This is a genomic window from Nocardiopsis prasina DSM 43845, assembly GCF_000341265.1.
Taxonomy (GTDB): Bacteria; Actinomycetota; Actinomycetes; order Streptosporangiales; family Streptosporangiaceae; genus Nocardiopsis; species Nocardiopsis prasina.
On record NZ_ANAE01000237.1, the window covers coordinates 1 to 2,929 of the forward strand.

Consider the following 2,929-nt stretch of genomic DNA (forward strand, 5'->3'; position numbering starts at 1 on the left):
CTGCCGTACTCGTGGACGACGGGGGTGATCCCGGCGTTGAGCAGGGCGGCCAGGGTCTCGACGGTGGCGACCTCGACCCCGGTGTTGCCCGAGGCGAGCGTGCGCAGACGCAGCAGCATCAGCGAGCGCACGACCTCGCGCTCCACCTCGGGTCCGGCCCCGGCGGCGTGCGATCGGATGAGGGAGCGCTGGAGGCGGGCGCGCAGGTCGGGGGCGATGTGCCGGGTGGCCAGCGCACCGAACCCGGTGCTGACACCGTAGGCGGGGACCTCGCCCCGGGCGAGCGCCTCGACCCGCTCGCGGCCGTGGCTGACGGCCTTGCGGGTCTCCTCGGTGAGAACGACGTGGGCGCCCTCGCGGGCGACGGAGAGGACCTGGGCCGGGGTGAGCGGTGCACCGCCGACGGCAACGGAAGGAACGGCTGTGGACATGCCCCCATTCGACCGTGTCCGGAGGCCCGCCGAAAGCGCCAACACGACGGAACCGTCCGAGATCCCAGACACCCCACCCGGTGGCCTTTCCCTACCGGATCACCCGCACCTCACATCTGAGCCCCGGAGCGGCGGCGAGCCGCGCGTCCGCGGTGACCAGCGCACAGTTCAGCTCTTCAGCGACAGCGGCATAGACCGCGTCATAGGCGCTCAGATTGTGCCGAAGCTCCCACGCGCGGTGGAAGATCGACCCGGTGGCGTCCACATAGCTGATGGCCTGCATCTCATAGAGCTTCAGTGCCGCTTCTGCCTCAGCCTGGGGGAACTTCCTCCCCAGCACGAGGCCACGCATGGAACTGAGGAACTCGGCCGGTTGATGACTCGGCGCGTACCACTCCGGGTCACTGCCAAGGACTCTTTGGGCCACCCCGGCACCGTGACCGGTCACGCCAAGGTAGAGGTCGACCAGCGCCGACGTGTCAACAACGATCACGCGACTTCGCTTTCCGGCTTGTCACCACCATCGCCTCGGGCCTCACGCACCACGGCAACGATTTCTTCCACAGTCAGCTTCGCCCCCGGCAAGGGGGTCTGCGCAACGATCTCCCGGTTGCGCGCGAACCGTGCCTCCTTCTCCAAGAGACCCAGTAGATAGGCCTGGAGGGACTTGCCCGACCTCTTGGCCTCCGCCGCCAGGGTGTCTCTGACCTCGTCCGGCACGTCCTTGATCTGAATAGCAGCCATGACTCCATCGTACCTACAATTCCCGCAATTGTGTGCACTTTGGCGCCAGAACATATGCATTCTAGCACCACATAAGGTAAAACCGCATGGCGTGGGACCATCGGGGCATGAGTGTTGTTCCGGCTGCCACGCGCGCGCTGCGGCTGCTGCGCTTCCTAGCCTCGCGGCCGGGGCCGGTGTCGGCCACGGCGATCGCCACCGGGCTCGGCCTGCCCCGCTCCAGCGTCTACCAGCTGTTGGAGGCGATGGCCGAGGAGGGGTTCGTGACCCACCTGCCCGAGGAGCGGCGGTGGGGCCTGGGGGTCGCGGCCTTCGAGATCGGCTCGGCCTACCTGCGCCACGACGGGATCGAGCGGCTGGCCCGGCCCCTCCTGCACCAGCTGACCGAGACCACCGGGGCCACCGCGCACCTGGGCGTGCTCCACGGCGCGGACACGCTGTACCTGCTCAAGGAACAGCCGCCGCACGCGCCCACGCTGATCACCGGGGTCGGGGTGCGCCTGCCCGCTCACCTGACGGCGTCGGGGCGGGCGATGCTGGCCCGGCTCCCCCGCGCCCAGGTCCGGGCGCTCTACCCGGACACGGCGGCCTTCACCGACCGCACCGGGCACGGGCCCACCACTCCGGGGGAACTGCGGGAGCTCCTCACCGAGGAGCGCCAACAGGGGTGGTCGATCGAGAGCGGCCAGGTCACCGAGGGGTTCCTCTCGGTGGCGGCGGCCGCCTCGGACCACAACGGGCGCCCGGCGGCGGCGATCAGCCTGACCGTTCCGATCGCGCGGCCGGTCACCCCGAGGGCCCTGGCCGGGCGGGTGCGGGACGCCGCGGGTGAACTCACCCGCAGGCTCAGCGGGCGCTCCGGCTAGCGCGGCGCTCACGCAGCGGTGGCGTCCGCTCCACGATCGATGGCAGGGGCGCGGTGCGCTCCACCATCTTCAGGATGTGCTCCTTGCGGTCGCGCGGCACCTGCACGTAGAACTGCGTGGCGGCCCCGGCGTCGACCTCCAGGTCCAGGCTCTCGGGGGTCTCGGCCCAGCTGGGCAGTTCGGGGTCGGTGCGGTGGGTATCCAGCGCGAACTCGATGAAGTAGGTGACCCTGCGCCCTCCGGTGTGCACCTCGCGGATGCGGCGGATCTCCGACCAGGCGATGAAGGTGCCCTCGCCGGGGAACCACCACTTGCGTTCCTGGAGCACGGTGACGCCGTCGCTGTCGGCACTGATTCCCTGGCGGGTGATGCGCTGGGGCAGCCCGCGCACGAGGAAGACGTTGCTGCCGGGGCCGATGAAGAACATGACCAGTGCCGCGAACGCCCACAGCGACACGGAGCTGACCGTGGTCTCCTCGCGCATGACGTGCCAGAGCATGGAGCCCACCACCACCACGAACCCCAGGGTGAGACCGCCGGAGAAGTAGGCCGCCGTCATCCACATGCGGGTGTTGGGGCCGCGCAGACTGACGTAGCGGCGCAGGTGGGACACGCTCGCGGGCGACTGGGTCAGGTCCGAGGGGACACCCCGTGTCTCAGGGGGGACGTCCGGTGGTTCGGGGGAGGCCATGCCCCCATTCTTCCAAGCTTCCGGGGTGCTTGGGGCGGTGCCTCACCCCGCTTTCCCGTCCATGTGCGGCCAATCCCGGCGAACGCCTGATGTCCGCCCCTCCCCGGCACTACAGTCCTGTCCCATGAGGCGGAGCACACGAGAGTACGAGACCGCACTCCTGGTGGACGGGGAGGTCCTGGTCATCGAGGGGGTCG

At 69.9% G+C, this 2,929-nt stretch carries 5 protein-coding genes; 1 reads left to right on the top strand and 4 read right to left on the bottom strand.

Features of this window, described 5'->3' with window-relative positions; translation table 11 throughout:
* The 3 genes from D452_RS29150 to D452_RS0127125 all read right to left on the bottom strand — a co-directional run.
* Positions 1-431 (bottom strand): aromatic amino acid lyase (locus tag D452_RS29150; protein ID WP_040695055.1); only part of this gene is annotated, 431 nt, incomplete at its 3' end.
* Positions 432-522: 91 nt separating this feature from the next.
* Positions 523-924, bottom strand: a complete 402-nt coding sequence (locus D452_RS0127120) for a type II toxin-antitoxin system VapC family toxin (RefSeq protein ID WP_017547271.1) — start codon at positions 922-924, stop codon at positions 523-525.
* The gene (locus tag D452_RS0127125; protein ID WP_017547272.1) at positions 921-1,175 is read right to left on the bottom strand and encodes a FitA-like ribbon-helix-helix domain-containing protein; all 255 of its coding nucleotides are present in this window, start codon (positions 1,173-1,175) and stop codon (positions 921-923) included. Before D452_RS0127125 ends, D452_RS0127120 begins: the two co-directional genes overlap by 4 nt.
* A 107-nt stretch (positions 1,176-1,282) precedes the next feature.
* On the opposite strand from D452_RS0127125, the gene D452_RS0127130 reads away from it, so the two are divergent.
* Complete coding sequence (locus tag D452_RS0127130) at positions 1,283-2,041, top strand: IclR family transcriptional regulator (protein ID WP_017547273.1); 759 nt, start codon at positions 1,283-1,285, stop codon at positions 2,039-2,041.
* Here the strand turns inward: D452_RS0127130 and D452_RS0127135 are convergent.
* On the bottom strand, positions 2,022-2,732 hold the full coding sequence (locus tag D452_RS0127135) for a hypothetical protein (protein ID WP_017547274.1): 711 nt from the start codon (positions 2,730-2,732) through the stop codon (positions 2,022-2,024). The two genes, D452_RS0127130 and D452_RS0127135, sit on opposite strands and share 20 nt — an antisense overlap.
* Positions 2,733-2,929: the final 197 nt, after the last annotated feature.